The 25,497-nt window shown below is 46.2% G+C and carries 16 protein-coding genes; 12 read left to right on the forward strand and 4 right to left on the reverse strand.

Annotated features, from left to right (window positions below; all coding sequences use genetic code 11):
• Window positions 1-18 precede the first annotated feature (18 nt).
• A complete protein-coding gene (locus OU814_RS01540; protein ID WP_268179916.1) occupies window positions 19-2,109 on the forward strand; it encodes an ankyrin repeat domain-containing protein in 2,091 nt (696 codons plus the stop codon).
• 42 nt (window positions 2,110-2,151) lie between these two features.
• Here OU814_RS01540 and OU814_RS01545 read toward each other — a convergent pair whose 3' ends face one another.
• Window positions 2,152-3,348: a hypothetical protein gene (locus OU814_RS01545; RefSeq protein WP_268179918.1), complete on the reverse strand. Its 1,197-nt coding sequence runs from the start codon at window positions 3,346-3,348 to the stop codon at window positions 2,152-2,154.
• A gap of 165 nt (window positions 3,349-3,513) precedes the next feature.
• On the opposite strand from OU814_RS01545, the gene tilS reads away from it, so the two are divergent.
• Window positions 3,514-4,485, forward strand: a complete 972-nt coding sequence (gene tilS / locus OU814_RS01550; protein WP_268179920.1) for a tRNA lysidine(34) synthetase TilS — start codon at window positions 3,514-3,516, stop codon at window positions 4,483-4,485.
• Between the two features lie 116 nt (window positions 4,486-4,601).
• On the opposite strand, the gene hmpF is transcribed toward tilS, so the two are convergent.
• On the reverse strand, window positions 4,602-6,383 hold the full coding sequence (gene hmpF / locus OU814_RS01555; RefSeq protein ID WP_268179922.1) for a pilus motility taxis protein HmpF: 1,782 nt from the start codon (window positions 6,381-6,383) through the stop codon (window positions 4,602-4,604).
• Between the two features lie 144 nt (window positions 6,384-6,527).
• Between hmpF and OU814_RS01560 the strand changes: the two genes are divergently transcribed.
• The 7 genes from OU814_RS01560 (at window position 6,528) to OU814_RS01590 (ending at window position 20,704) form a co-directional block, all read left to right on the forward strand.
• Window positions 6,528-7,760 (forward strand): response regulator, encoded by a 1,233-nt coding sequence (locus OU814_RS01560; protein ID WP_190648439.1) that lies wholly within the window; start codon window positions 6,528-6,530, stop codon window positions 7,758-7,760.
• Window positions 7,761-7,888: 128 nt separating this feature from the next.
• Window positions 7,889-8,254: a response regulator transcription factor gene (locus OU814_RS01565; RefSeq protein ID WP_017290869.1), complete on the forward strand. Its 366-nt coding sequence runs from the start codon at window positions 7,889-7,891 to the stop codon at window positions 8,252-8,254.
• 11 nt (window positions 8,255-8,265) lie between these two features.
• Window positions 8,266-8,796: a chemotaxis protein CheW gene (locus tag OU814_RS01570; protein ID WP_017290868.1), complete on the forward strand. Its 531-nt coding sequence runs from the start codon at window positions 8,266-8,268 to the stop codon at window positions 8,794-8,796.
• A 255-nt stretch (window positions 8,797-9,051) separates the two neighbouring features.
• Complete coding sequence (locus tag OU814_RS01575) at window positions 9,052-11,691, forward strand: methyl-accepting chemotaxis protein (protein ID WP_017290866.1); 2,640 nt, start codon at window positions 9,052-9,054, stop codon at window positions 11,689-11,691.
• Between the two features lie 194 nt (window positions 11,692-11,885).
• Complete coding sequence (locus tag OU814_RS01580; protein WP_268179928.1) at window positions 11,886-17,486, forward strand: hybrid sensor histidine kinase/response regulator; 5,601 nt, start codon at window positions 11,886-11,888, stop codon at window positions 17,484-17,486.
• 625 nt (window positions 17,487-18,111) lie between these two features.
• On the forward strand, window positions 18,112-19,182 hold the full coding sequence (locus OU814_RS01585; RefSeq protein WP_017290864.1) for a glycosyltransferase family 4 protein: 1,071 nt from the start codon (window positions 18,112-18,114) through the stop codon (window positions 19,180-19,182).
• 145 nt (window positions 19,183-19,327) lie between these two features.
• Window positions 19,328-20,704 (forward strand): glycosyltransferase family 4 protein, encoded by a 1,377-nt coding sequence (locus tag OU814_RS01590; protein ID WP_268179931.1) that lies wholly within the window; start codon window positions 19,328-19,330, stop codon window positions 20,702-20,704.
• Window positions 20,705-20,904: 200 nt separating this feature from the next.
• Here the strand turns inward: OU814_RS01590 and OU814_RS01595 are convergent, their stop codons facing one another.
• Window positions 20,905-21,039 (reverse strand): hypothetical protein, encoded by a 135-nt coding sequence (locus tag OU814_RS01595; protein WP_017290862.1) that lies wholly within the window; start codon window positions 21,037-21,039, stop codon window positions 20,905-20,907.
• A 27-nt stretch (window positions 21,040-21,066) separates the two neighbouring features.
• A complete protein-coding gene (locus tag OU814_RS01600) occupies window positions 21,067-22,152 on the reverse strand; it encodes an aliphatic sulfonate ABC transporter substrate-binding protein (RefSeq protein WP_268179934.1) in 1,086 nt (361 codons plus the stop codon).
• A 395-nt stretch (window positions 22,153-22,547) separates the two neighbouring features.
• Between OU814_RS01600 and OU814_RS01605 the strand changes: the two genes are divergently transcribed.
• The 3 genes from OU814_RS01605 to cpcA all read left to right on the forward strand — a co-directional run bounded on the left by OU814_RS01605 (window position 22,548) and on the right by cpcA (window position 25,426).
• The gene (locus tag OU814_RS01605) at window positions 22,548-23,465 is read left to right on the forward strand and encodes a TauD/TfdA dioxygenase family protein (RefSeq protein ID WP_268179936.1); all 918 of its coding nucleotides are present in this window, start codon (window positions 22,548-22,550) and stop codon (window positions 23,463-23,465) included.
• A gap of 888 nt (window positions 23,466-24,353) precedes the next feature.
• Window positions 24,354-24,875 carry a phycocyanin subunit beta gene (locus OU814_RS01610; protein WP_017290859.1) on the forward strand — a complete coding sequence of 174 codons (522 nt, stop codon included), beginning with the start codon at window positions 24,354-24,356 and terminating at the stop codon, window positions 24,873-24,875.
• Window positions 24,876-24,934: 59 nt separating this feature from the next.
• Window positions 24,935-25,426, forward strand: coding sequence for a phycocyanin subunit alpha (cpcA, locus tag OU814_RS01615; protein WP_017290858.1), 492 nt, complete (start codon window positions 24,935-24,937; stop codon window positions 25,424-25,426).
• Window positions 25,427-25,497 lie beyond the last annotated feature (71 nt).

Consider the following 25,497-nt stretch of genomic DNA (forward strand, 5'->3'; position numbering starts at 1 on the left):
TTGCTTGGAGTGATTTGAATGTCTTCTAATGAACTAAGTTTGAGAGATGCGATCGCAAATCTTGTTAATCGCGATCGCAATACGCCATCGCAGATCGAACAAGTGGGAGATTTGATCCAGACGATTACACAAGCAGTTGTCGGAAAAGCTGATTCATCTGATGTGAATGCTACTGAAGTATTCGATGCGTTGTCTCAAGCTGTACACGCAGGTCAGACTGATGTCCTACGTGAATTAGTGGCAGTCGAAGCTCAAACGCGGCAGAAAAACCAGCCAACGCTTTTAATGTCAGCAGTCATGGCAGAACGGACGGATATTGTTCGTGCATTGGTTGAAGTCGGTGCTGATGTCAACGTTCGCATCAATCAATTTTTCGACTTTGATGCGATGGAATTTGCTCTTGAGCGTGAATCTCTAGAAATTGTCAAAATCTTGATTGCAGCAGGCGCAGATTTAAATTGGAATCCTCCTATGTTGCGCCCTGTAACTAAAGCAATCAACAAAGGCAATTTAGATCTTCTGAAAATTCTTCTAGAAGCTGGAGCGGAAGTCGTATTTGAGACTGGCTACAATCTTCTTGCTGAAGCTGCCTCGAAAACGAACAAACCGGAAATTGTTCAACGATTGCTTGGAGCTGGTTGTCCAGTCAATTCTCAGAACTCCATGGGAGACACTGCACTGGTTGACGCTTGCCTACATGGCAATGATGGAATTGTGCAAGTTCTTCTAGACGCTGGAGCAGATCCAGATTTGCCGAGACAAGATGGCTTATCTCCATTGATTGCTGTTTTCTCTGCACCTGAAATGGCTAAAGCTTTATCAGGATGGGGCTTGAATGAGGATGAGACAGAACTCCCTGCCCGGATGGTTGCAATTTTACGATCGCTGGTCAAGGCTGGAGCAAATCTCGATATTCGGGATTATCAGGGCAGAACGGCTTTGATGGTAGCAGCAACACAAGGAAACCTCGATTTCGTGAATATTTTACTGGCGGGTGGAGCAGATCCCAGCACAATCGAAGATCCTTCCAGGGCAATTATTCATGTTCTAATGCAAGGTCTGGAATCCGAGATCATAAAACGCTCAGAACTCAGATCGGCTCTGCATTATGCCGCGGATCACGGGCATACAGATGTTGTTCAGGCACTTTTGGCAGCAGGGGCAGATGTTACGATTTTGGACAAGAAGGGACGCACTGCAAGAGATATTGCAATTCAGCAAGGATATACCGAGATCGTTCGTTTACTCAAACAAGCAGGCACCCCTATTCCTGCGGGCACTGAAGAGTTTTCGGAAGCTTTTTTACTGGGTGCAGCGAAGCAAGGCAATTTAGAAGATTTACGATCGGCACTACGAGCAGGCATCAATCCTAATGCCAGTGAACCGCAAGAACGGCGAAGTCCGCGTCACAAAACTGCTTTGATGTTTGCGGCAGAACGGGGGCATCTAGAAGCAGTACAGATTCTTATCGAAACTGGAGCCGAAGTCAATTTAAGCGATCGACCTGGGAAAAAGCTCGGTAAAACTCCATTGATGTATGCTGCTGAGTCTGATCATGCTGAGATTATTCAGTTTCTCATCAAGTCTGGTGCAACCGTAGATGCTCAAGATAAGCGAGGTGAAACAGCTTTATTTTTGGCAGTTCAGGAAAAATCTGTTGAAGCGGTCAGAGTCCTTTTAGAATTTGGAGCCGATCCACATAAGAAAAATTGGGATGGGACACCTTTTGAGAGTGCAACCTATGCAGGGAAAGAGATTTCGACTCTGATGACTTCCGCCACTCAGGGCAAAAATGATGCTGTCAGTAATGCGGCGCGTGAGGAAATGTTGCGCTCTGCTGCATTTAATGGCAATGCAGGCTTGGTCAAAACTTTGATTCAAGAGGGTGTCAATATCGATATACCTGAATCAAGGGATGGTTGGACAGCATTAATGTATGCTGCGGCAAAAGGTGAAACGACGATCGTACAACTTTTAATCGCCGCAGGGGCTAATGTTAACCACAAGTCTCGTGAGGGTAAAACGGCGATGTCTGAGGCTCGCTACTGGGGGCATCATGAAGTCATCGACCTTCTCCGTTCTGCTGGAGCAGAGCAGCGATCGCATTAGAACTCATCGTTCTGCGATCGCGTAAATGCTACATCAGGCTTGCTAGGAGTGGGGAATCAAATCAACCTGCTCCAGCAATTCATCGGTCACCTCTAAATCCCAGGTAGGAATGTAGATACCTTCCTCGATAAAGCGATCGTTGATAAAGCGACACATCGTATCCCACTCGCTGGTTTCAAAATCATCAAATTCCGGCTCCTCTCGCAGTTCAGACTCAAAATATAGTTCGTCGCACCATTCCATTCGCTCAAGTAATCTGCCTTGGGAAAAGAGCGAATACCCGATCGCCCCAGAAGTATCTTCTTCACTAATCTCCATCACATCAGTATTCAAGTGAGAAGAGATCTCTTGGCACATCTCTGCGATATCTTGCCAATAACCCATGCCCCAGTAAACTACCGTCCATTCATTCTCGCTGGGCTGAATGACAGGTAAACAGTATTGGCTGTCTTTTTTTCTCAGATTCCAAATTGCTACTGGTTCTTGAATATCTTTTTCCCAGGCGCTTGCCTTGCAGTATTGCGCAACTAACTCAGAAACTTGAGCAATCGGAGCTTTGACTGCAAAAATTGCATACTCAGGATGTCCTTCGTACATCTGTTTCTGAAAATCTGCCATCCCTAATGTTTTTGCAGGCAGCACGAGCAAATCGACTCGCTCAACTTCCTCTGATGACCAGTTCAGATTGGGCGCAGGAATGTAAACGTTCTGCTTTCCTAACAACTCTGCAAAGGTGTTGTCTAGCGGCTCTTGTAAGGTTGCTTCATCACCCTCATAAAGTTCCTCGAATTGTTCAACCCATCGATCTATGTTTCTAAGAGAAGATTCCAGAAAAGGTGGATCACCGCCTGGCATTCTTTCGCATTCTTCCTGTTTTTCCCCGTCTTGCCAAACCACCCACTCGACTAATCCAGAGGTGTTTTCCCATAGTTGGATAATTTTTCCATCCAGCGCTTGAGACATCCGACGACAATCTTGCTTGATATTTAACGGGCGTTGCAAATTCCAATACACGATCGACCAAGGACTGCCTTTCAGTTTCACGATCGGTACACCTTGCAAATCAGCGAATGTGCCTGTGTGCTCAATATTCTGTTGCCACTGCTCAACTTTGAACACCTTCATCAATTCATCTGCAATGGTCTCAACCGGAGCTTCTACGGCAAAAATGCTGTACTTCAACTGTTTTTCTCGCATCCAGTCGCGAAATACTGAAAATCCAAAAGTCTCTGAACTCATGACCTGTTCCTCCTAGCTGAGATCAATTTGCTCAGCTAAAAGTATTCCCAAGCAGACTCAAGCAAAAAAGAGAAGGACTCGCACTGGTAGACTTGTAAAATTCAAAAAGTTCTGAAATCGTTGAATTTAAGCGAATTTCACGATCGTACTCACTTTGTTCTAAATATGGCGAGTTCTTGGACACCTCTCCACGCCAAAATTCATCGCACCCTTCGTAGTCGATCGCTACTGCCAAAACACGAATCGATTCTAATTGCGCTCTCTGGTGGTCAGGATTCTCTCTGTCTCGCTCAACTTTTAATCGATTTACGCGATCGTTGGAATTGGCATCTCGCGATTGCTCATTGTGATCATCGCTGGCGCGCCGACTCCCAAGCCAACGCTGATCACATTGCGACTCTCGCTCAATCCTGGAATCTCCCCTTCTATCTCAAAACTGCCGATTCTCCTCCCCCCAACGAAGCGTCCGCAAGAGAATGGCGATACGCTCAACTGCAATCGATCGAAGGATTTCACACCATCGTCACCGGGCACACTGCCAGCGATCGCGCTGAAACTCTTTTATTTAATCTAATCCGAGGCAGCGGAGCAGATGGGTTAAGCTCACTCAATTGGACACGTCAACTGACTCCAACAGTCAAACTGGTACGACCCTTGCTCGAAATCATGCGATCGCAGACGGCTGAATTCTGCCACGATCGCAACCTTCCCATCTGGCAAGACAGCACAAACAATGATCTAGCCTATGCGCGCAATCGCATTCGCCAAGAGTTGCTTCCTTCCCTCAAGCATAATTTCAATGCTCAAGTCGAATCCCATCTCGCCCAAACGATGGAACTCTTATCCGCTGAAGTGGAATATTTAGAAACAGTCGCTTCAGAATTCTATGAAACCGCGATCGACATAACTTCTCAAAGTCTCGATCGCACCATTCTTCGTAAAATTCCTCTCGCGATTCAGCGCAGAGTCATTCGTCAATTTCTGATGCGATCGCTCAATTTCAACCCAAACTTCGAGCAAGTCGAAAAATGCGTTGGATTGATTACGGCTCCAAATCGATCGCGCACTGATCCGTTCATCGAAAAAACGATCGCAGAAGTCAACGCAGATCAGATTCAACTCAAGTCCCTCGACTAACCTCACTCAAAGAATTCCAAGCTCAGAGTGACGAAATTCTCACCACTCTTTAAAGTCCTCTAAGTTTTGGAATCGAGGGAGATTTAACTCCCTCCAATCGAAGCAAGAAACATCGATTAAGCCATCGCAAATTCCGGCTTTCGAGTCAATTCTGTAATCGCCCGCTTCATGTCTTCGATCGCAGAGTGCTGTCCACCTGACTGTGCAATCACTTCCAGATGTTGACGCATTGTTGTAATCGAATCCTGAATCGGTTGCAGCATTTCTTGATACAGGGCAACTCGTCCTGCCAGTTCTGCTGCTGAAACTCGCTGAGATTGCAATGCTTCCTCAAGTTGCTTCAACTCATTCCGCTTTGCTTCTTGCTCACCCGATTGTGAATTCACGTAATCCTGAGCCTGTTGAATCGCAGATTCAATCTCTCGAATCCGTGCCTCAACTTGTTGCAACTCTTCCGACTGCTTTTGACGTTGAGTTTCAATCTGAGCAAATACGACTGACAAATCCAATTCGCTGTCTTGATCCGACTCCGCCCCACCTCGACGAATCAGAACGGATTTATGCTGACGAAGTTGCAATTCTTTCTCTCTCAAACTCCGGCGCTGACCAACCAAGGTCTGATTGAGAAATTCGTAAGCATCCTGCTCATCCGTCAATTCGTTTTCGAGACTCATGCGATCGAACTCACTCGCCTGAGCAATTCTATTTTTAAGTTCTTGAATCTCTTTCTCTTTCAAGCGAAGTTCTTCTTCTTGCCCATGTACAAATTGAGAAGACTGGTCAAACTCGCCCTGTAAGCTCTGGACAATTGATTTAAGTTCCTCGATCGGCAAATTCTCCAGTTCTTGAATATCAACCTGTACCTCTCCACCTCCACCTGCGATCGCGGTTTGCAGATGTTGATGTAACTCAGAATGATATTGAATCTGTGCAGTCAGCGATTGTGCAATTTCTTGCTGGCTCTTTAAGACCGACTGCTGCGACTTGATCTCAATTTTGGCATTTTCGAGCGACTCTTGTGCTTGGTTCCAAATATGCCACTGCTCAGCAACGTAATCTGCTTTCTGACCGACTTCTTGGCGCATTTGCTCGGTTAACTGCCGTTGTTCTTCTAATATTTGCCAATGATGGCTGAGCAGATTTTGCTGGTAGTCTACGAGTTCATTGCACTGCCGAACCGTTTCGGGAAGAGTTGCTGATTCAGTGAAGCGATCAAGCATGTGACACAGTTCTTGCGCCTTCGCCTCATCTAACACACAAGCACCGAGTAATTCCTCTTTGCGTTCTTCTAGCTGTTGTCTTTGCCCTTGCAACTGCTCCCAAGCGCCAGCCATTTCTTGACGATTGCGTTCTAGCTCTTCTTGCTGACGCATCACCTCTTCACGAACAGCTTGAAACTCTTGGCGTTGTTGCTCCATTTGTTGGCATTCAATTTCCAACTGCTGCAACTCTTCTTGCCGAGCTTCCATTTCCATTTCGCGGCGAGTTAACTCCTGACTTTGATAAGTCAGCGACTCATTCCATTGCTCAATTTCCTCTTCTTTCGTGCGAATTTTTTCTTGCAGTCGCGAAAAAGTCTGCAAAATGTTCGCAATCGGGCGACCTGCTTCCTGAACGCGCTGTACCTGCTTGTTGCCCGTTAAATCAACCAGTAAAAGTGACCCAGGACTAAATTTATTCGCTTCTTCTGAGGGAATCACTTCTTCTGCGGTAATCGTGCTCCAATTCTGTTCACCTCGCTGACAAGCCAGTAACTTCAGTTCAGACTTGCCACCGCCCATGATTCCGCCTTTCTTCTGAATCACTTCTGCTAGATACAGCACAACTAAAAGCTCTCCTATTCGATGCCCAATGCTTCGCTTAATGTGCCCGAATTGTTTGCGTTCTACCCAACTCACTGAAAAAAACTATCATGCTACGAAATCTCACCTTGCGAAAAATCCGGTTCACCTGAGCATTAATAGATACAATGTGTGGACAATTCACGTAGCTCTCATTCTGGGGTCTCCGTGAATGCCGAATTGTCTCTATAGCACAACTCTATGCAAGGTCAACTCAGCGAAATTGACATTAGGAGTATCCTGCAACTGATCGAACTGGGTCAGCGCACAGGAGAATTGTTCGTTGAAGCGTACTCACCTTCTGGTGTCGTGCATCGTCGATCGCGCAATCACCCCTCTTGGTTTGTCTTTTTCCTGAATGGTCAAATTGTCTATGCAGGGGAAACCGAATCAGATCTGTCTCGCTTAAGAGATTACTTGCATCGGTATCGGGCTGAAACTACGATCGACCAAATTCCTGCTTCGTCGATCGCGACTTTCAATACGCCAGAATACGGCTGCTTGTGGGCGTTACTCGAAAATCATCTCGTGACACCCGCTCAAGGACGCAGCATTATTCAAGGCATGGTGCGTGAGACATTATTTGATCTGCTGAGTTTACATCAAGGCTCTTTTATTTTTGAGCTAGGAAACGCCCTGACTCCGCAGCTATTGACGATGGAAATTGCACCCTTGGCGAGAAATGCGTTGAAGCAAGTCCAAGAGTGGAAACAGCTTCATCCGTATTTACATACTCCCGACCAATGTCCCATCATTGTTGATCGAGAGCAGTTATCCGCAGCTTTACCGAAAGCCACTTATCAACTGCTCGATCGCTATACCGATGGACAAACCTCAATTCGGCAGATCGCGCGTTATTTAAACCGTGATATTTCTGCTGTCGCGAGGGCAATCTATCCGTATGTTCAGCGCGGTTGGCTACAACTCAACGCCGTTCATCCTTCGGTGCATTCTACTTCTCGCACTCCTTTAGAATTGGGACTCAATGCTAAGGCTCCAAAAGTCCTTTGTATTGATGACAGTTCAACTGTGTGCAAGGCAGTAGAATTAATGCTGGATCGCAATGGGTACGATGTCAGTACGATCGAGAATCCACTGACTGCACTGAGTCTTGTCTTTCAAATCAAACCGGATTTGATCCTCTGCGATATTGCGATGCCAGAACTCGATGGCTACGAACTTTGTGCCATGTTGCGACAATCCACAGCATTTCGGCAGACTCCAATTTTGATGCTGACTGGGAAAGATGGATTCATCGATCGTGTCCGAGCACGCATGGTTGGAGCTACAGACTATTTAACGAAACCTTTTGGAGAGCATGAGATTTTGATGTTATTAGAAAAATATGTTGGGGTTGGACATCCTGAAATCCTGACAACCACACAGCAAGTTTTAGATGCTTTAGAGGCGGAATTAAATTTAAATGCCTCGTAAAAATACTTGATTTTTGAATGGTATCAGATTAATTCAGTATTTGCGGGTACTTTGTTAGTAATGATTCAAGGTCAACAGGGGCGAGTTTCTCCCGTCATCGGTTTAGCCAAGCTCACAGGTAGGGGGTTATGAGTACAGTTTTAGTCGTGGAAGATAGTGTCACCCAAAGAGAGATGATCACTGATCTGCTTAAGGGAAGTGGCATTGAGGTGACGATCGCGACCGATGGCGTTGAAGCCTTGGAACACATTCAAGGGCATTGTCCTGATCTTGTGGTTTTGGATATTGTCATGCCTCGAATGAATGGCTATGAGGTTTGCCGTCGGCTCAAAGCCGATCCCAAAACTCAGAAAGTGCCAGTCGTGATGTGTTCGTCCAAAGGAGAAGAGTTCGATCGCTATTGGGGCATGAAGCAGGGGGCAGATGCCTATATTGCTAAACCCTTTCAGCCCACTGAACTCGTCGGTACAGTCAAACAATTGTTGCGCGGTTAGGAACAGTCGTAATGGTGGGAAGTCCAGATTTCTTAACAGGAAGAGGGCAGGATCAAGCGCCCGAATTTCAGGAGTTAGAAAGCCCCGAAGGTGAGTTGCATTTGCGATTTTACACACCCTCTGGAGCTGAGTTTGCGTTACCTGCCACTGGAATTCGAGAAGTCCTTTCTCCATCCCCAGACCGGATTACGCCTGTTCCAAACGTTTCGCCGCTTCTGCTTGGCACACTCAATGTTCGAGGGCGTGTTGTTTGGGTGGCAGATTTGGGTCAATTCTTGGGCGATGCGGCTTCCCTCAACACCGATCGCCCAGAGATTTCGGTGATTGCGATTGAAGATCAAGACATTATGTTAGGGCTAGCGGTTGATCGGATTCTAGGAATGGAATGGCTCGATATCGAGAATGTCCAAGCGACGACGGCGGCTCCCGATAGTGTTGCACCCTTCTTGCGCGGAGAGTGGGTACTCGGTCAAGATGGGAGCCAATGTTTGCGCCTGCTCGATCAGGTGGCGATTTTGCGATCAGCGAGGTGGGCAGCATGAAACAATGCCTAATTGATTCTTCACATTATTCAGATCAATTTGTAGATTCTGTAAAGGAACAGGGGAACTATTTTGCAAAGGAAAGTTCCCTGAACGGTAAAGATTTATTTGCTGAGGGGGGAGGCGAAAACTTGAAATTTTTTTCGGTACATTTCGCCATACTAGGTCGCAGCATGTATTATTCTCACTTTACCCTAACTGCTCCTATTTTCAAATCCCGTTTTCAGAGCAGCACGTACTTGCAGGAGGAGGCATATGGCACGAGGAAATGAATTCGCTCAAGAATATCAGCAGGCAGAGCGCGCCTATATGCAGGGCAAGTATGAGGAAGCGGCTGGCATCGTCGATCGCTTAGTTGATAATTATCCTCAAGATCCTAGTGCTCGACTCTTACGGGGTCACATCTACTGCTATGGCTTACAAAAGTATGATGTGGCGCAAGAGCAATACCAGTCTGTTCTCGATCTCACCTCTGATCCAGAATTTGTTGATTACGCGAATAGTGGTCTGGCTTATGCGGGTCAATTTTCAGATAGCTCTGCCGATAGCTTTGCAGATACCAGTCTAGAAACAGATTATTCAGGATTTGACGAATCTGCTTATCTATCACAAGAATCTGCAAATTCACTGGATGACTTCGCATTCGATGACGATTTCAAAGCAACTACAGAAGAATCGTCGTCTTTTGGAAATCCCTTTGGCGCACAGCACAACGGTGATGGTTCAAAAGTTGGAGCTTCGATCGGGTTAGATGATCCGTTTGCAGTTTCAGCTTCATCGGATGCGCCGTTCTCAATGCAGGACGAATCCGTAGTGAGCCAAGACTTCTCGAATGCACTGGATGATTTTGATCAAGTCTTTGCCTCAGATGATGAGCCTTCGCACGGCAGCATGTCTACAGTTTCAACTGATCCAGGCATGTCCCAGGGAGACATGGCTGTTCCAATCAGTCGCGTTACAAGTCGGGATACCAGTGAAGAAACTTTGTTTATGGCGGCTCCGGGCTTCTATGATGAGCAAGCTGCAGCTGCATTCGAGATGCCAACTGAGCAGAACAAATTTGCGCCGATCTACGATGAGCCGCAAAACGGCAGTCGAAATCATCCGGTCTCAACGCCAGGCAATCAAAGCAATGTTGATTTCCTAGACGATTTTGAAGACTTTGATGATCTGGGAAATCTTTCAGATTTTGATCTATCTGAGGATTCAGCCGGATTTACCAGTCCTTCGATTGGAAGTGCGTTTGGATTCAATTCAAATATGTCCGCTGCTTCGGACAGCGCTGAAGTTGATTTTGGGCAAGGTTCGGATTTTGCACCTTCTAATAGAGATGGTTCAGCCTTCCAGGATGATGAACTTTTCAGCATGTCCAGCACAACTGAACAGGTCCCAAGTTTTACGACTCAATTAGATGTTCCAAGTTCAGAACCGACCCCGACTGTTGAACAAGGTTGGTTAGCTCCACTTGAGAATGCTTCATTCGCAACTAAGCAGTTGATTGCTGCTGGAGCTGCTGGGATTGTCTCAGCAGTAGCGGTTGCAGTGGTTAGCTTTGTCGCTTCCAATCAGGCGGCTCAAAACAATAATGGAGCTGTTGTTTCTCAGCTGCGCACAACTGGGATTGTGATGGCTCTGGCGAGTGGTGTTTGCGGTGGTGGTGCAGCATTTGCGGTCGGTCAAATGACTGCTCGGCATATGAAGCGATCGACCGATGACCTCAAAGCCCAATTTGATTCGGTCTGTCAGGGCAATCTTCAAGCACGGGCTACTGTTTTTGCAGAAGATGAGCTTGGTCAACTCTCGACCAACTTTAACCAAATGACTCGTGTGATTCTGACTACGACCAGCGAGGCGCAACGTAAGGCAGAAGAACAAGAGCAAGCGAAAGAAGATTTACAGCGCCAGGTGATTCGCTTACTCGATGATGTAGAAGGTGCGGCTCGCGGTGATTTGACGGTACAAGCAGAGGTTACTGCTGACGTCCTTGGAGCGGTTGCTGACTCATTCAACTTAACCATTCAGAACCTGCGTGAAATCGTTCAACAGGTAAAACAAGCTGCACGTCAGGTCAGTAAGGGTTCCACGGAAAATGAGATGTTCGCTCGCAGTTTGTCTTCTGACGCATTGCGTCAAGCTGAAGAACTCGCGGTAACCCTGAACTCTGTACAGGTGATGACCAACTCAATTCAGCGTGTAGCAGAGAGCGCTCGTGAAGCCGAAGAAGTCGCAAGAACTGCGTCTTCGACTGCCTTGAAGGGCGGTGAAGCGGTAGAACGTACTGTGGCTGGTATTCTCGAAATTCGAGAAACAGTGGCAGAAACGACGCGTAAAGTTAAACGACTCGCGGAATCTTCGCAAGAGATTTCTAAGATTGTTGCCTTAATTTCGCAGATTGCGTCTCGAACCAATCTTCTTGCATTGAACGCCAGTATTGAGGCAGCAAGAGCAGGAGAAGCAGGACGAGGATTTGCAATCGTTGCAGATGAAGTTCGACAGTTAGCAGACCGAGCCGCAAAAGCGTCGAAAGAGATTGAACAAATCGTATTACAGATTCAAGGTGAAACTGGATCAGTAATGACCGCGATGGAAGAAGGAACTCAACAAGTTATCGAGGGAACCCGGCTCGCTGAACAAGCGAAGCGCTCACTCGAAGACATTATTCAAGTATCGAGCGTCATTGACACACTTGTGAGATCAATTACCGCCGATACGGTTGAGCAGACCGAAACTTCACGGAATGTCGCTCAAGTGATGCAATCCGTGGAATTGACTGCACAAGAGACTTCGCAAGAAGCTCAACGCGTGTCAGGGTCACTGCAAAACCTAGTAGGGGTTGCGCGTGACTTGCTAACGTCGGTAGAACGATTCCGGGTAGAAACTGTTGATCGGAAGTAAAAACGATTTTGCTCAATCATTTTTGTGCCAGATCGAATAACTTCCAGTACAGTAAAGCCAATTGTACGGAGTGTTCTCACCTTGGTGGAACGCCACCCCAACTGAGATGACTTTTTCATTCTCATTGGTCATTTTCATCCCAGAGGCTCAACCAGTCTCAACGGAGATTACTCATCTACAGAAAGGACAGTGTGATGCAGCCGGAACAACAGCAGCGAATCATGGGCTACTTTATTGAGGAGGCAAAAGACCATCTCAATACGATCGAGCAGGGTTTGCTGAATCTGCAAGACACCATGACAGACCCAGAAATGGTAAATGAGGTCTTCCGAGCGGCACACTCGGTGAAAGGTGGTGCGGCGATGTTGGGCTTGAACAGCATTCAGAAGACCGCCCATCGGTTGGAGGATTACTTCAAAACCTTGAAGGAAACGCCCACAATTCAGTCTGATCAAAAGCTAGAGACGCTCTTGTTAAAGGTGTTTGATACGCTAAAAGAGCATTTAGAACAACTGCAAATGCCGACTGGGTTGGATGAGGATGAGGCACAAGCAGCGCTGGTCACGTTGGAACCTGTCTTTTCGGAAGTTGAATCACATCTCGCGCAATTAGAACGCAAGGCATCGGCAGGTTCGAGTAAGGGAACGGTGATTCAAGCTGAGAGTGTTTTGCAAGATAATGCTCTACTGTTGATTTTCCAAAACGATGTTCCAGCGCAATTGCGGGAAATGCTGCAAATCTTCCGGCAAGCAGAGACAAATCTGGATGCACGAGTTCGCTTACAGGAAATTTGTGCGGGCTTGAAAGGACTTGGAGAAGCATTTGGATTGGTGAGCTGGAGTCAGCTGATTGAAACAGCCAGTCAAGCGATCGGTAATTCTCAGAATGCATACCGAGACCTGGCACCACTTGTGATTACTGAGATCAAGTTGGCACAGGGACTGGTGTTAGCAGGACGAGAAAAAGAGATTGCACCGAGCCATGCTTTACAGGCAATGGCTCCGGCTCCGGCTGAAACGGCTGAAACAGATCTAGAATTGGCAGACTTCTTTGCGATCGCCAACACAGAGAGTTCAGAAGAGCTAGACTTCTCTGGCTTAGATTTTGCAACAACCTCTACGGATGCTGCGGATGATCTGAGCTTGGATGATATGTTTGCTGCATCAGATGCGGAAACAGATGACTTGAGCGCATCGAATCTGGATGAAATGTTCGATCTAGCAGTATCTGATAGTGTAAGTGCCTCGGATGATCTGAAGTTAGATGGCATATTGGATTTATCAGCGTTAGATGATCTCCCATCTGAAGAAGTTCTTTCTTTCGATGGCAATGGCGCTGATATGGGAATGGACGAACTCAATAGTCTTGCTGACCTATTTGAAGGTGAAACGCCGGATCTGGGAGCAACTTGGCAGCAGGAAGAAGTCATTGATCTAGAAGTAACTTCTTTTGAGGCGAATCATTCGGAAAGTCATAGTTTTGGCAGTATGTTCTCTGAGGCATCTGAAGAGTTCGGTTCAGATGATTTAGCAGAACTGTTGAGTGGAGAAGCGTCAGATTTAGGAAGTGCTCTATCATCTGAGGCGGCTGATGAGTTTGAATTGCCTGATTTTTCTGACGATATTACTGAATTTGGAGTGCCTCCTACGCCGATCGAAGATCAAGCCATCGATAATCTAGGTTTGGATGAGCTAGACAGCTTGGATTTAGTAGCAGAGAGTAATTTACCTGTGAGTGGGTTTGAAGAAGCTGAAGGCTCTTTAGACAACCTAGGTGAGCTATTTGCAGGACTAGATGATAATGATTTAGGATTGGCTGCTGCAGGCGAATCTGCTGTAGAAGAAGCGCTTACATTCGATTCTGCTGATTTAGAAAATATCTTTGAAGAAAATCCGTCTGATGGACTGAATCTTAACGAATTTGAGATTGAACCTGCTGAAGAAGATGTCTCAACGAATACACCTGCTGAATCTCTGGAAGTAGGTTCAGCAGCAGTGCTATCACCTAATACGTGGGATAGTTTGGATCTAGAGATAAATTCCGACGATTTTCTGGTTGAAACCGAAATTCTCAATGGTCAAGCTAATGCAGAGCAGCTTTTCGATGAGAACGAGTTGGAACTAGGTGGGCTTGAAAATTTAGAACTTGAAGATCTGAATTTGGGACTAGATGACTCAGAAAATCTCAATGGTCAAGCTGATGCAGAGCAGCTTTTCGATGACTCAGATTTCGGGCTTGATGGCTTTGAAGATGCGGGATTAGAAGATTTAGAATTGGGACTAGATGCTTCGGAAGACGCTGTTCTTAATTCTCTCTTTTCTGAAGAATCAGCAGAGGGAGACTCGATCAAGGATTTGGCACTCGAATCACAGTCATCTCTGTCTGAAGATTTACAGTTGGGTGAATTGCTCAGTGAATCAGACTTCAACCAAAACGGTTCAGCTGCTTCTAAATTGGATGAGTTAGGTTTTGAGCATGAGGGCGATCTGAATCTTGATGGATTGGATCAGCTTGGCATTGAAGAAGATAGTCTCTTTGAAGCAACGAACAACTTTTCTGCACCCAACGATGTACTTGCAGATCTCTTGGATTTCTCTTCAGATGAGGCTGAGCTAGAAGCGGAACTTAATCTTGAGAGTTCATCGTCGATCGATGCAGAGGATGCTCTTGCCGATTTGTTAAATTTCTCAAGCACAGAGCCAGATTTTGATGAAGAATTAGGACTTGCCGATGAAGCCCCAGCAACATCAGCAGATCCTCTTTCTGATCTGCTTGACTTCGATGCTGGGCTAGAAAATCTCAACGGCGTAGCGGCAAGAGATGAGGTGGAACTGCTTGACTTTGCAACAGATGATTTATCTCTAGAGTCTGAATCAGAAGAGTCTGAATCAGAGTTACACAACGGTTCCATTTCAGATGCAGACGATGCAGTTGCAGATTTACTTGACTTTTCATTTGAAACTGGTGCTGAAGAACCTTCTGCATCTGCTGATGAAAATCTGTTTGATTTGGATACACTGATTGGTTCTGACTTCTCTGAATTCGCTGACGAATCTTCAGCAGTCGAATTAGAGAGCACTTCAGATTTTGACTTGGGATTTAGTGAAGATTTAGAGGCATTCGCTGATGAATCTCCGGCAGTCGAGTTAGAAAATATTTCGGACTTTGACTTGGGATTTAGTGAAGCTTTAGTGACTGAGCCTCAAGATGATTTTGCCGACCTCAGTTTGGATTTATTCGGGGCAGAGGTACAGGGTCAAGCAGCAGAGGAAATTCAGCCAAGTCTGACAGATAATCTGGAGATGGGCGATTTTGAGTCTGGAGATGGAATTGAGCCTGATGATCTAGATGCATTGTTGAACGAAACAGAGAGCGATGCAGATGCTGACTTAAATTCGCTGTTGGGAGTTGGAATTGGAACCGCCGCGATCGCAACAGGGTTAGGGGTTGGCATGGCTGCGATGAACTCTCAGCCCGAAACGCCAGCATCACAAGACGAATTAGATGAACTTGATAGTCTGTTAGACTCAGATGATGAGCTGGATGCGTTGTTAGGTGAAACATCGAATGAGCTTGATGATCTTGACTCGCTCTTAGATGAGCCTTTATCGAACGAAGCTGCAGCAGGAGAGAATTTTGATGATCTCGAATCTCTACTCGCAGATGCACCAGAAGTGACCTCTCCGCAAACTAGCGTTGTTGCAAGTCATGCAGATGATGCAGAATTCGGCGACTTGGAGAAAATGCTTGAAGAAGCTGACCAAACGATGGGCGGTTCTCCAGCGAATCGGGCAGCAGTAACTCCAGGGCGGCGTTCTCCTCGTGCTGCGAAAGGCTTTAGTGAGCAAACGATGCGGGTTCCGATCAAGCATCTCGATAACCTGAGCAATTTGGTTGGGGAACTCGTTGTTAATCGAAACAGCTTGGAGCAAGACCAAGAACGTTTGCGGCAATCGCTGGATAATTTGTTGTACCAGGTGCAGCAATTAAGTGATGTTGGTCAACGGATGCAGGACTTGTATGAGCGATCGCTGCTTGAGAGTTCACTGCTTGCAAGTCGTCAAAATCATCGCGTTCCCTTTGGTGGTTCAGAACGCAATGGCGGCAATGGACATTCGACAGGGGTTGAGTATGACCCATTAGAAATGGATCGCTTCACCGGATTTCACTCGCTCTCGCAAGAGATGATTGAGTTAATCGTGAGAGTTCGAGAGTCTTCTTCTGACATCGAGTTTATTGTCGATGAAGCAGATCAAGTGACTCGAATGTTCCGGCAGGTGACGACCCAGTTACAAGAAGGATTAACACGATCGCGAATGGTTCCGTTTGCTCAAACGGCGGATCGGTTGCCTCGTGCGGTTCGAGATATCGCGATGAAGTGTGGAAAGCAAGCTGAGCTTGTAATTGAAGGGCGCGATACCTTGATTGACAAAATGATTCTGGAGCATTTATATGACCCAATGACTCATTTGGTGAACAACGCAATCACCCACGGTATCGAAGATCCTGAAGTTCGTCGTGCAGCAGGAAAGTCGCCGACAGGCCGGATTACGATTCGGGCATTCCACCAAGGAAATCAGACGGTGATTTCTGTGTCTGATGACGGAGCAGGGGTAGACGTGGAACGGGTCAGATCGAAAGCGATCGAGAAAGGTTTGATCACTGCCGCAGAAGCGAAGAATGCTTCTCGTTTGGACATCTATGATCTGCTCTTCCATCCAGGCTTTAGTACGAAAGATCAAGCAGATGATTTCTCAGGTCGCGGTGTTGGCATGGACGTGGTTCGTACCAGTCTCAGTGAGATTCGGGGTGCGATCAGTACAGATTCGGGGCAAGGCAAAGGCACGACCTTTACGATTCGCTTACCGCTGACGCTGAGTATTTCTAAAGCGCTTTGTTGTATTAGCGATCGCGCTCGGATTGCATTCCCAATGGATGGGGTCGAAGATATGCTCGATCTCCCGAAAGAGCGGCTTCAAACGGACGCAGAAGGGAATCCCTGTATCAGCTGGCGTGATACATTGCTGCCGGTAAGACCCTTGAAAGATTTGCTGGGATATAACCGTCATCTTAGCCGTGGTAATGTATACGGCGGAAATCAGGAAGACGATATGGTTTCGATCGTCATTTTGAGAAGTGCCGGAAATTATTTGGCACTGCAAGTCGATCAGGTGTTGGGTGAGCAAGAAATTGTAATCAAGCAGCTTGAAGGTCCTGTCCCCAAACCAATTGGAGTTGCGGGTGCGACTGTGCTTGGGGATGGGCGGATTATGCCGATTGCGGATGTCTTGGAACTGATTGACTTATCTGTAGGTCGAATTCGTCGCGATGCTGGCTCCATGTGGGAGCAGGGAGCGGGTCAGCCTGTTGTTGAGACAGTTGCGAAGACTGAGCCGATGGTGCTGATTGTCGATGACTCGATTACGGTACGTGAGTTATTGTCGATGACATTTAATAAAGTCGGATATCGGGTGGAACAAGCCCGCGACGGTCAGGAAGCGTGGGAAAAACTCAGATCAGGGTTGCCGTGCGATATTGTATTCTGCGATATCGAAATGCCGCGAATGGACGGATTAGAGTTGCTGTCTCGGATTCAAAAAGATCCGAACTTGGCGAATTTGCCAATCGCAATGCTCACCTCGCGTGGTGCAGACCGACATCGCCAAATGGCAGCATCTCTGGGCGCAAGTGGCTATTTTACAAAGCCTTACCTGGAAGAAGCACTGCTGGATGCGGCGCAGCGGATGTTAAAAGGAGAAGTTTTAATTTCTGCTAATCATTCTGGGAACAGTTAGGACAAATTTGCTTCTAAATCTTCAAGGCGGAACCGCAAGTTCCGCTATTTTTATGAAGTTTTAGAATTTTCTTAAAAAAAGCGGAAATCTATCGATCGGTAGAGCCTTTTTTGCGATAACCTACAAATCTGAGCCTAAATCTATAGATTTCATGTAGATTTCCTCGCGTAGATACTTCCCTACAAAACTTTACATATTTTAACTTTTGGTAGGAAAAGTGACATACATGCTCATTTTCAACAAGCGTGAATTGCATGGATAAAGTGCAAGATTTCGTAATGTCCGAACACCGAAGTAACAAGCGATTGTGGAAGTGACTACAAGCCTTCTGTAGCGTCATATAGAGATAGATCAAGAATAGGCTAGGAATTAGACGGAACTGGCAATTCCAGAACTGCAAAAATGCCAGTTTCAGTAAGTACAAATGCTGAGAGCATCTCGTAGTATTCACGTAGTGTTTTCGTGAGTGAGGTGGTATTTCTCACGCTGTCAAGTCGAAATGCCCGTCTTGGCAAATTGCGAAATTTACATTAAATCTGACTTAGCTCTCCTAGGAAGCAAGAAAAGAGAGTCTCTGCTAAAGGTGTGAGGCGACTAAATTGTTTGACCTTGTAGGAGGTTTTGTATGCGGATTGCTCAAGTTACCCCGTTGTGGGAGCGTGTTCCTCCCCCAGCGTACGGTGGCATTGAATTAGTCGTGAGCCTGTTGACGGATGAGTTAGTACGTCGCGGTCACGAAGTCACATTATTCGCCACAGGGGACTCGATCACCTTGGCGCAGTTAGAATCGGTGCATCCTCGTGCGATTCGGAATGATCCGACGGTGAAGGAATACCAAATCTACGAAACAATGCAACTGGGGAACGTTTATCAACGTGCACATGAGTTTGATATTATTCATTCTCACATGGGTTGCCCAGCTTTACCCTACGCACAATTAGTGAAAACGCCAACGGTTCATACGCTACATGGCACATTTACTTCGGATACGTCAAAGGCTTATGCGTATGCTCGATCGCAGCCTTATGTGAGTATCTCAGATGCTCAGCGCGAACCTAGCCTGAATATGAACTGTGTTGCAACGGTTTATAACGGAATTGATGTCGATAGTTACAAGTTTTATGCTGAACCGAATGATCCGCCTTATTTAGCGTTTCTGGGTCGCTTGTCGCCCGAAAAGGGGCCGCATCATGCGATCGAGATTGCGAAGCGCACCGGAATGCGGTTAAAAATGGCTGGAAAGGTTGATATCGTCGATCAAGAGTTTTACGAAGAGGTGCTTTTACCGCAGATTGATGGTGAGCAGATTCAATATCTGGGTGAGGCGAATCACGTTCAGAAGAATATTCTCATGGGTGAGGCCGTGGCTACGCTCTTCCCAATCACTTGGAGAGAGCCGTTTGGGTTAGTGATGGTCGAGTCGATGGCGGCTGGAACTCCAGTGATCGCAATGCGATTGGGTTCGGCTCCAGAAGTGATTCGAGATGGAAAGACGGGATTTTTGTGTGAGACAGTGGATGAGTGTGTTGCGGCTTTGGATCGGGTAGCAGAGATCGATCGAGCGGTGTGTCGTCAGCATGTGATTGAGAATTTCAGCGTCCAGCGGATGACGGATGGATACGAAGCGGTATACCGCCAGTTGCTAGGAGAGCGGCTGTTTCAGGTTAATGGCAAAGTGTTGAGCAAGTTCAAGTAGCAAAATTGCGAATCTGAAAGGGAAGGGGTTTTAAGGTAGGGACGAGGAAGTAGGGGGCTAGAGAAAAGTGTTTCTTCCCATCTCCTCACTTCTTACCTTCTCACTCCCCTCGCTTGTGCTGTTTAAATTTGTTGAGGTGGAATTTATGGTTATCAGTCCTGAGAAAAATGTAAAGTCTTCGATCCAGAAGGCCCCAAGACAATCGATCGCTTTAATTTCAGAACATGGTGATCCGGCGGCTGAGATTGGTCGGGAAGAAGCGGGTGGTCAGAACGTCTATGTTCGCCAGGTGGGAGAGGCCCTGTCTCGCTTGGGGTGGCAGGTGGATATGTTTACTCGCAAGGCAAATCCGGATGATGCGACCATCGTGCAGCATAATCCGCATTGTCGAACCATTCGCTTGAAAGCGGGTGCAGAAGAGTTTGTGCCGCGGGATCAATTGTTTGAGTTCATGCCGGAATTTGTCGAGTCGTTTCTCCAGTACCAGGCAAAGCAGAATTATCCGTTGATTCATACGAATTATTGGATGTCGGCTTGGGTGGGGTTAGAAGTTCAAAAAACACATAATGTTGAGCTTATTCACACCTATCATTCGTTAGGTGCAGTGAAATATCAGTCGGTTCCGAATCGCCCGACGATCGCGGAAACCCGCTTAGCAGTTGAGAAACAAATTTTAGAACAGGCTCGGTGTATCGTTGCGACGAGTCCGCAAGAAGAAATGATGCTGCGATCGCTCGTGTCTGATGCAGGGCGGATTGAAGTCATTCCTTGTGGGACGGACTTAAAGCGATTTCATGTGATTCCGAAGTTGGATGCTCGCAAGGAATTGGGATTAAAGCCGACTGATGAAGTGGTGCTGTATGTCGGACGATTTGATCCGAGGAAGGGAATTGAAACCTTAGTTAGAGCGTTTGCCTTGATTCATCATAGTTCGGCTGATCCGTCGAATTTAAGGCTGGTTATTGTTGGAGGAAGCGCAGCAGATAAGCTGGATGGAGACGAACGCCAACGGATTGAACAACTCGTGGCTGACTTGGGAATTGCTGAAAATGTGATTTTTGCGGGACGTGTGGGTCACGATCGCTTGCCGCTTTATTACACGGCGGCGGATGTGTGTGCGATTCCGAGCCATTATGAGCCGTTTGGATTGGTCGCGATCGAGGCGATGGCGTGCGGGACTCCTGTCGTGGCTTCGGATGTTGGCGGGTTGAAGTTTACGGTGGTTCCGGGTGAGACAGGCTTGCTCGTTCCGCCTCAAGATACGGCGGCATTTGCGGAAGCGATCGGTCGGATTTTGGATGATGAACTGTGGGCGAGAAAATTACGCAAACGGGCTTCGGAACGGGTGCAGCAGAATTTTAGCTGGACTGGGGTTTCGGCACAGTTGAGTGATTTATATCGTCGGTCGTTGGCAGAGTCGATTATGGGAGATGGAGTGATTTTAGCTCCTCGCAAAGTCGCTTATTCCAGAGTCAATACGATTCCAGCGAAGAGTTTGACGAATTTGACGAAGGTGTCGTAGAGGTATTTAGCTCGATTAAAGTGAGCATCTGGCAATCTTCAGTTCTACCGATTAAAACATTGAGGATGAGATCGAATTCGGCGGAATGAAGATTGTCTGATAGTTCAAATCAGGTAATAGCAATTTGGTATATAGCAACTTGGTATGTCGCGACAGTCATCAGCCCTGCTATTCCAGTCGATCGATAATTGTCGTGACAACTACAATCGAAACTCATCTGCGATCGCTTGTCGCAGAGCAGGGCTGATGACTGTTCTACCGCCAATGTGACTATCGTTGAATAGATCTGATTTCAACTCACCGAAACATTCAAGTTGAACATCGCGGTGATACATCACTGAACTTCAGTTCAATTGATAGGCTTAATTCAAAGCAAAAGCAGCGACTTGATCAGGTGGCAGAATCGCGTCTTGAACTTTGACTGGTTTCGGAATCAGCTTGAGTTGGTAGTAGGTATCTGCAACTCTCTGTTGCTCAGCAATGATATCGTTGGTTACTGCAGTGAGTCCAAACACTCTGCGCTGTGTTGCTTTCTTGACAGCTTCTGCATCTAGCTTCAGTGCATCAGTGAGCACAGTTGCAACTTCATCACGATTCTTGTCAGACCAATTTTCTAGATTCCGAACTTCCTCTAAAATTGCTTTCAAGATTTTAGGTTGCTCGGCGGCAAACTTACGTGATGCAATATAGTAGCCGCCTAACTTATTGACATCTGTCCCATCTGCGAGCACGCGAGAATTTGTTCCTACTTCAGCTGCTGCGAAAAAAGGATCCCAAATTACCCAGGCATCTGCATCTCCTTTGACGAATGCTGCGCGAGCATCTGCTGGGGTTAAGTAGATAGGCTCGATATCGCTAAATTTTAATCCTGCCTTTTCTAGTAGTTGCACAATCAAGAAATTTGCACTTGATCCTTTAGCAAACACTACTTTTTTACCTTTGAGATCGGCAACACTCTGAATTGGTGAATCTTTAAGGACAAGTACACCATTACCTTTTGGATTCGGAGCAATCGCGGCTGCGTAAGTTAATGCGGCTCCTGCGGCTTGAGCAAAAATAGGGGGTGATTCTCCGACTGGACCAATATCGATCGCTCCTGCATTGAGCGCTTCAAGCATTGGCGGGCCTGCAGGGAATTCTGTCCATTCCACCTTCACACCCTCTGAAGCTAAGCGCTTATCAATATCGCCTTTTGTTTTGAGCAAGATCGTTGCCTTCTGAATTCCAAAGCGCACCACATTACTTGCAGGTGCGTTTGTCGCAACTGGAGAAGCGTTTGGACTATTCGAGGCGGTCGGTGTTGTGGGAGAGCAAGCTGCGATCGCAATACTCAAACCAAACCCCAGTAAAGCAAAGCGCAGCCAAACCGGGATAGCTAACGTGCTATCCCTAAGACTAAAGGATCGACCCACAACAGATCGTAAAACAATGAAAATTCGATTGAGCATAGCTGGTTACAATGCAAAAACTAACGGTAAACTTTGGTGTGGTCAGACTGTTGTTGGACAAATGATGAAAATCCGTCAAGTTAAATCTACGTAAAATTGGTAGAGATACTGTAGATTTAACTTGACCGATAATGTCACATCCGCCTTGCAAAATCAAGATCTCTGTTGAGCGATTGCAGCCAATTGAATCGAGCTTTCAGCCATATTTTGTATCGATCTGACTTGACATTTTTGGTCAATCTGCCTGTGTGCAGTATGACGAGAATCTAGAATTTCTTTACGACTTATTCTTGACTAAATCGGTAGATATAACGGAGAATTGCTCAGTTAGTTCGTCTAACAATTCGCTCGACTCGATGCAAAGCGAAGTACAAGACTCTGGAGACTTTTAAGCAATGACAACAACGACAAGTCTAAAAGTTCAACCGATCGCTGGACGGATTGGGGCTGAAATCGGCAAAATTGATTTGCGTGACGCTCTTACGAATGAAACGATTGGTGAGATTCGCAAAGCACTCGTACACTATAAAGTCATTTTCTTTCGCAACCAGAGCTTAGATGCTGATGGACAGGTTGCATTTGCGCGTCGGTTTGGTGAGGTCACAACGGCTCATCCCACAGTGCCATCGCTTGAAGGACAGCCAGAAGTTTTAGATTTGGACTACGATCGCACGGTGGCTCGCGCAAATCATTGGCATACTGATGTGACGTTTGTCGATCGCCCACCGCTCGGATCAGTTCTCAGAGCAGTAACCATTCCTCCAGTTGGTGGTGATACTGTTTGGGCAAATTCGGTCACTGCTTATCAAGATCTGCCTGAATCTCTTAGAAATCTAGCCGATCAACTTTGGGCGGTTCATAGTAATGCTTATGACTATGCGGCTCCTGCTCTAGATTTATCGGAAGAATTTAGAGCTTACCGGGAAGTGTTTACTTCAACGGTCTACGAAACAGTTCACCCGGTTGTCAGAGTGCATCCTGAGTCAGGAGAGCGGGGACTTTTTATTGGTGGATTTGTGCGGCGTTTGCAAGGGCTATCTCAAACAGAGTCCAATGATCTGATTCGATTGCTACAGTCTTATGTCACTCGCTTAGAGAATACAGTCCGCTGGCGCTGGCAAGCAGGAGATGTCGCATTTTGGGACAACCGAGCGACTCAGCACTATGCGATCGCAGACTATGGCAATCAGTCTCGCCGGATGCAGCGAGTTACTATCTCAGGAGATCTTCCGCTCAGTGTTGATGGTAAGCATAGTCAAGCCCTGAAGGGAGATTCATCTTCTTATACACCGCAAGAACCTGTCATAGCTTAATGTCAATTTGTCCCAAAGATGGGAATCGATCGTTGAATGAGGTTGAGTCACAAGCATTCACCCGCCCCAAAATGGAATTCGGGACGAAAAGATAACGTGAGCGCAGTAAAACATCCGCTTAGGATTGCTTCGCTCATCGAATTATTTTGGATGTAAAAAGACGAGAAGTACTGTCATCAAGAATAGAAACTGCATAATAATTTTCGCCTAAAAAGCTAAGGCGTTTCGGCGAAAATATGAGTGGTTTTTGATTTTTAATGACTTTCCTACTTTTGGGCTTTATAATTCAACAAATTAAGTACAGTTGTAAAAATAGAAGCAAGCTTCAACAGGTAGTTTGCTTCTATTTTCTTGCGTTATTGAGTAAATTGCTTCTACAATGCTTCTATCAATTTTAATAAGCGAAACTCAATTATTAATAATTTTAATTGATGAACTAATCGAAAAAGCTAGAGGATTCTGAGAGCAAATCTTTAAGTTTTGAAAAGTGCTTTTTGGGGATAAAACGCCGACTTGGCGAGCAATCTGCTGAATTAACCTTGTGGTTTGTATACGTGATAACTTAACTGCTTTTTATTATTAATAATTGAATAAGGATTTAATCAGTTCTAAAAATACTCCTCTTTTTTATGAGGTTTAGCTGACTTATTTGCTCAATATTTTTTAACAAAAATAGGCATAACACTGTTGTAAAAACTAATTTGTAGGGGATAAATGCAGTTTGAAATTCTTCCGAACTGTTCTCGTTATTTCTAATAGAAGAATTAGAAATAATAGGCTAATTTCCACTTGATGTTTTTCAGGATTTTAGGAAATATAGTATTCCCTTCTATGACTTGAGTTTTAGACTCAAATTTTCGTCAACGTTGCAATTAGGAGAAGGCAATAATGGTACAAGATGCGTTTACAAAAGTGATTTCTCAGGCAGATGCTCGCGGTGACTATCTGAATCCGGGTCAGCTTGATGCTTTGCTCGGTTTGGTGCGGGATGGCAATAAGCGCATTGATGTCGTCAACCGAATTTCCGGTAGTGCATCTGCGATCGTTGCAAATGCTGCTCGCAGTCTGTTTGAAGAACAACCTCAACTGATTGCTCCAGGTGGAAATGCTTATACCAACCGTCGGGCTGCTGCTTGCTTGCGCGACTTGGAAATCATCTTGCGCTATGTCACTTATTCAATTTTCACGGGTGATGTCAGCATTTTGGAAGACCGAGCATTGAACGGCTTGCGAGAAACTTATTTGGCTTTAGGCGTTCCGGGTGCATCGGTTGCGGCTGGAATTCAAAAGCTGAAAGAAGCATCGCTTGCGATCGCAGGTGATCCCAATGGTGTTACGCAAGGAGATTGCAGCAGTCTTCTAGCGGAAGTTGCCACCTACTTCGATCGAGCAGCAGCAGCAGTTGGCTAATCAATTGCACATTTCTCTGTTTTATCTATTCATGTACACATTTAGGAGAATCTTGATCAATGTCCAAAACTCCATTAACTGAAGCGGTGAGCGCTGCTGATTCCCAAGGACGCTTTTTGAGCAGCACTGAATTTCAAGTTGCTTTTGGTCGGTTCCGCCAAGCCGCAAGCTCATTGGAAGCAGCGAAACAACTGTCGAGCAAAGCTCCGAGTTTAGCTGAAGCTGCTGCAAACGCGGTTTACCAAAAGTTCCCCTACACCACACAGTTGCAAGGTCCAAACTATGCTTCTGATGCACGCGGCAAGTCGAAGTGCGTCCGCGACATTGGCTACTACTTGCGGATTATCAGCTATGCTTTGGTTGCTGGAGGGACGGGTCCTATCGATGATTATCTGATTGGGGGTTTGTCTGAAATCAACCGTACATTCGAGCTTTCTCCAAGCTGGTACATCGAAGCTCTCAAACACATCAAATCCAATCACGGTTTGACAGGTGATCCTGCTGTGGAATTGAACTCCTACATTGATTATGTTGTCAATGCTCTGAGTTAGCAGTCTATCTCCGATACAAGTTAAAAGCGTCTAGCCCTTCATGTAGCTTAGTTGAGTTAGCTACATGAAGG

The organism is Leptolyngbya sp. GGD (assembly GCF_026735145.1).
GTDB classification, from domain to species: Bacteria; Cyanobacteriota; Cyanobacteriia; order Leptolyngbyales; family Leptolyngbyaceae; genus Leptolyngbya; species Leptolyngbya boryana.

Excerpts from the sequence above, each read along its gene's own strand:
- OU814_RS01545 (WP_268179918.1), bottom strand. The coding sequence starts at position 3,348 with ATGAGTTCAGAGACTTTTGGATTTTCAGTATTTCGCGACTGGATGCGA.
- tilS (WP_268179920.1), top strand. The coding sequence starts at position 3,514 with ATGGCGAGTTCTTGGACACCTCTCCACGCCAAAATTCATCGCACCCTT.
- OU814_RS01540 (WP_268179916.1), top strand. The coding sequence starts at position 19 with ATGTCTTCTAATGAACTAAGTTTGAGAGATGCGATCGCAAATCTTGTT.
- OU814_RS01610 (WP_017290859.1), top strand. The coding sequence starts at position 24,354 with ATGGTACAAGATGCGTTTACAAAAGTGATTTCTCAGGCAGATGCTCGC.
- OU814_RS01605 (WP_268179936.1), top strand. The coding sequence starts at position 22,548 with ATGACAACAACGACAAGTCTAAAAGTTCAACCGATCGCTGGACGGATT.
- OU814_RS01575 (WP_017290866.1), top strand. The coding sequence starts at position 9,052 with ATGGCACGAGGAAATGAATTCGCTCAAGAATATCAGCAGGCAGAGCGC.
- OU814_RS01560 (WP_190648439.1), top strand. The coding sequence starts at position 6,528 with ATGCAAGGTCAACTCAGCGAAATTGACATTAGGAGTATCCTGCAACTG.
- OU814_RS01600 (WP_268179934.1), bottom strand. The coding sequence starts at position 22,152 with ATGCTCAATCGAATTTTCATTGTTTTACGATCTGTTGTGGGTCGATCC.
- OU814_RS01595 (WP_017290862.1), bottom strand. The coding sequence starts at position 21,039 with ATGTATCACCGCGATGTTCAACTTGAATGTTTCGGTGAGTTGAAATCA.
- OU814_RS01590 (WP_268179931.1), top strand. The coding sequence starts at position 19,328 with ATGGTTATCAGTCCTGAGAAAAATGTAAAGTCTTCGATCCAGAAGGCC.
- OU814_RS01570 (WP_017290868.1), top strand. The coding sequence starts at position 8,266 with ATGGTGGGAAGTCCAGATTTCTTAACAGGAAGAGGGCAGGATCAAGCG.
- OU814_RS01585 (WP_017290864.1), top strand. The coding sequence starts at position 18,112 with ATGCGGATTGCTCAAGTTACCCCGTTGTGGGAGCGTGTTCCTCCCCCA.
- OU814_RS01565 (WP_017290869.1), top strand. The coding sequence starts at position 7,889 with ATGAGTACAGTTTTAGTCGTGGAAGATAGTGTCACCCAAAGAGAGATG.
- OU814_RS01580 (WP_268179928.1), top strand. The coding sequence starts at position 11,886 with ATGCAGCCGGAACAACAGCAGCGAATCATGGGCTACTTTATTGAGGAG.
- cpcA (WP_017290858.1), top strand. The coding sequence starts at position 24,935 with ATGTCCAAAACTCCATTAACTGAAGCGGTGAGCGCTGCTGATTCCCAA.